General features: G+C 62.8%; 3 protein-coding genes. All 3 read right to left on the bottom strand.

The window, feature by feature from the left end:
- Nucleotides 1–644: conjugal transfer protein TraF (traF, locus tag BGP00_RS15850; protein WP_292925774.1), on the bottom strand; the 644-nt coding region annotated here is incomplete at its 3' end.
- Complete coding sequence (locus tag BGP00_RS15855) at nucleotides 628–2,526, bottom strand: conjugal transfer protein TraN (RefSeq protein ID WP_292925775.1); 1,899 nt, start codon at nucleotides 2,524–2,526, stop codon at nucleotides 628–630. The genes BGP00_RS15855 and traF, both read right to left, overlap by 17 nt.
- A gap of 26 nt (nucleotides 2,527–2,552) precedes the next feature.
- Nucleotides 2,553–3,311 carry a type-F conjugative transfer system pilin assembly protein TrbC gene (gene trbC / locus BGP00_RS15860; protein WP_292925776.1) on the bottom strand — a complete coding sequence of 253 codons (759 nt, stop codon included), beginning with the start codon at nucleotides 3,309–3,311 and terminating at the stop codon, nucleotides 2,553–2,555.
- Nucleotides 3,312–3,411: the final 100 nt, after the last annotated feature.

Consider the following 3,411-nt stretch of genomic DNA (forward strand, 5'->3'; position numbering starts at 1 on the left):
AAGAAGAACAGGCCGTAGCGTTCCGACAGCGAGGCAATCACGGCCTCCCGGTCAGTCTTGCGCTGGGCAAGCCAAGCCGTTTTGCCTAGCGTGCTGACCGGGCGCTGAAGTGTGTAGTCGAGATCGGGGTGCTGCCAAATGGCCCGCTCCCAGACATCGGCGAAGGTCGAGGCGCGGTCGAGTTGTTCCCGCTGATAGCGGACATAGGCGATGATATTGTCCGAGGTCGGCTCGAGGATGGCCTTGGCCTTTAACTCCTCAAGCCGCGCGCCGATCTTGTCGAGTTTCTGCCGGTAGCTGGGCGATACTGCACTGGCTGAGGCGCTGGTATCGGCAGGCTTGGGTTTGGGGCGCTCGCAGTAGAACCAGGTGCCGAGTTTGCGCTCGCCGCAATAGAAAGGATCGCCGGTAACTGTGGACGTGTCCACATGTTCACCTGTGGTGCTGTCCACCTGTCCACTCGTGGACGGGTCCACGTTCTCACGATTGGACATGTCCTCTTGTCCCAGCGTGCTGCTGGCCGGAGGGGTTCCCAAGGCCATCAGCGGGGTGGCGGTGGCGAGGCTTGCGCTGGTCAGCAAGGCGAGCAGCGTGGCGGCGATGGGGCGTGAGGCTTGGCGCATGGCGTCAGGATCCTTGACCATGGGTTTGATAGTAAGATTGGACCTTCTGCTGGATCTGGGCCGAGGTCTGGAGCGAGGCGGGCAGCGACACGGCGCTGGTGAAGTCGGCAAACACCTCTGAGAAATCCATCTTGGACAGGTCGAGCTTGGAGAACTGGTCGACGGTGAAGCCCGTGCAAGTCGGCGACTGCGGGCTGCCAAAATCCAGCCCCAATTGGGCGCGGCCCTGCTCCTGGATCACGCGGGCGAGTTTGGACTGGTAGCAGCAGTAGCTCTTGCGCATCGTGGTGCAGACGAAGAGCGCCTTTTCCGAGCAATACTCACCGACATAGTGGCACAGGCCCATGCGGTCCTTGACGTCGAGTTGCATCTCCTCGCCCGAGCACATGAACAGAGGCAGGAACTGGGTCACAAGGCCAAGCAGCATGGCAGGGTTGCCTGAGGCGAGCCCGATCGCCGCCGAGGCCGCCGCAGCGCCGGTCAGCAGGCCGGAGACCTTGCCCGCGCAGCAATTGACGAGGCCGAAGAGCGGCTTGTGGCAGCCGGTGGCATCGCCATCGAAGATGGTCAGCTTGTTGGCGTCGAACTGCTGGTTGGCATCCTTCATAGCGTTCATCGCCACGAGCGCATTGGCCAGATCAGGCGCCGGCGATGTCGGAAGCTGGGTGCAGCTCCCGTCGATGCAGTAGACATCGCCGCTGCAGGAATAGGCTTGGCTGGTCTGTGTTGCGGCAGGCGTCGTGCATTTATAGACCTCGCTCTTGACCTGACAGGCGCCGGTCTGTGGGCTGTCGAGGCAGACCTCATGGTCAAAGCTGCAAGTGCTCTTGGCTGACAGCGTGGCGCAGTCATTGGCGCTTGAGAGCGTGCTGCACTGATAGGTCGCCTGCCACTGCCAGCAATCATGGGTGACCGCGACGCCGTTGATGGTGCGTGTGGTGGGCGATGCATCCACACAAACCTGTGTGGGTTGCAGGCAGGTCTCGCCGGTTGGCAGGGCCTTCAGCTTGGCCTGACAGTCTGCATTATCGACGGTCGAGCCCTGATAGGTCTGGATCGGCCCGACATAGGCAGCACCCGGCACGCCCGGCGCCTGATCCTGCGGGGGCGGCTCAAAGCACAAGGTCGTGTGGTTGATGCAATAGGTCTTCGACGCACTGGCCCCATAGTTGGTCTGCGCGCCGCAATTGTAGGTCGTGTCGGTCTCGGTGAAGACCATGCCTAGCCCGGCTCCGGGCGGCCAGATCGTGACCGAGGGCTTCTTGGTCTGCCCCACCTGCGAGCAAGAGGACTGGCTGGCAAAGCTGCCGCAGTCCGACACTTCCCCCCAGTAGAACGTGCCGCCGGTGTTGGGGTTGTAGATGTCCCATTCCGAGGTGTGGCAAGTGTATTGGTAGGCGCTGGTGAACTGGTTGGCCCAGCCAATGGTGCAGGTGAAACTGCTATCCGTCTCGGCCGTGCCGATCTGGCAGGAATCGTAATATGTGCTCGCCGTCCCGCTGCTCGCAGGAATGGGCTGGCAATTGCCCTGCGAACTGCCCGCAATGCCGGTGTAGCTCGTCGGGCTGGTTTCGACCTGCTTGGCCGTCGATAAGCCCAGCGTCGAGGCATCGACGGTCGGCCGGTTGGGATTGGTGACAATGGCATAGGGCTGCGAGGTCACTGCTGAGACCGCGCCATCACCGGCAAGGCTGTTTGGGTTCGACAGATATTGGCCCTGCGGCAGATCGGCGCCGCCATAACCCGGCACAGCATTGGGCGCGGATTGGCTCGTGACATTGCCAGTGACCTGGCCCTGCAATTGGCTGGCAATCGCGCTGGCCGCAGCCTTGGGGTCGACGGTCTGAGCGGCAAGCGGTGTGCCGCCCAGCAGGGCCGCGGCGATCACTGCGCCGGACGCCATTCCACGAAGGGGGATCGCGCGCGCCCTCATGGCACGCGCTCCAGATTGGCCAGCGCAGTTCTTGCAACTGGCGCACCGGGGCCGCGACCTTGCGCGATGGTCTCGAGCGCGAAATGGGTCGTCACATTGCCCGCGATCCGGTCATAGGGCGTTGGACTGCTGGCACAGTCTTCCCCAGAGCAGAGATCAAAGCTCGAGGATGCCGCCACATAGGTGGGCACCGCCTCGACGCCATAGGCCCGGAAAAGCCGAGGATCGATGCTGACATGGGCACCTGATGTATCGCCGATGGCCTCATGCAGCGAGGCCATAAAGGGCTTGGGACCACCGGGTGAGAAGCCTCGAAAAACCACCATGCCGCCTGCCTTGGATACGTCGGCGATCATGCGCTTGAGGGATTCAGGCGGCATCGACAGGCTGGCAAAGGCGATAAACATCGGCGCCGATTGCGGAGTTGGCGTCATACTGCGCCCGGCGTCAGCCACCAGCGCATCGAGATCGACCGGATTGCCTGCCGGGTTCGCCTTGGCCCGGGTTGCAGCCTCGGCTTTGACCTTGGCCTGCGAACCCTCGACCAGTGCGGCCATATCATCGGCCATATCGGCGTTGGCCTCAGCCTGATGGCCAAGCACCTGGTCGACGAATTGCCCCAGATTGCGGGCATGGGCTTGTGCGGCCTTGTTGATGGCATCGAGATCAAGCCCATCGACCGTGGTCTGGGCCAGGACGGTTCCGACACCTCCGAGGGTGACCAACGAGCTGAGCAGAAGGAGAGATTTGCGCATCTTTGACCCTCCCATCAGAGTAGAGTAAGACGTGGGCGCGGCGCGGTGTCTCCACCGCCCGTTTCCCACGCCTTCTCTCCGAACCGGACGTGCACCTTTC

Source organism: Novosphingobium sp. 63-713, from assembly GCF_001898925.1.
Lineage (GTDB): Bacteria > Pseudomonadota > Alphaproteobacteria > Sphingomonadales > Sphingomonadaceae > Novosphingobium.

Coding starts and splice junctions, on each gene's coding strand:
- BGP00_RS15855 (WP_292925775.1), bottom strand. CDS start 2,526: ATGGCGTCCGGCGCAGTGATCGCCGCGGCCCTGCTGGGCGGCACACCG.
- trbC (WP_292925776.1), bottom strand. CDS start 3,311: ATGCGCAAATCTCTCCTTCTGCTCAGCTCGTTGGTCACCCTCGGAGGT.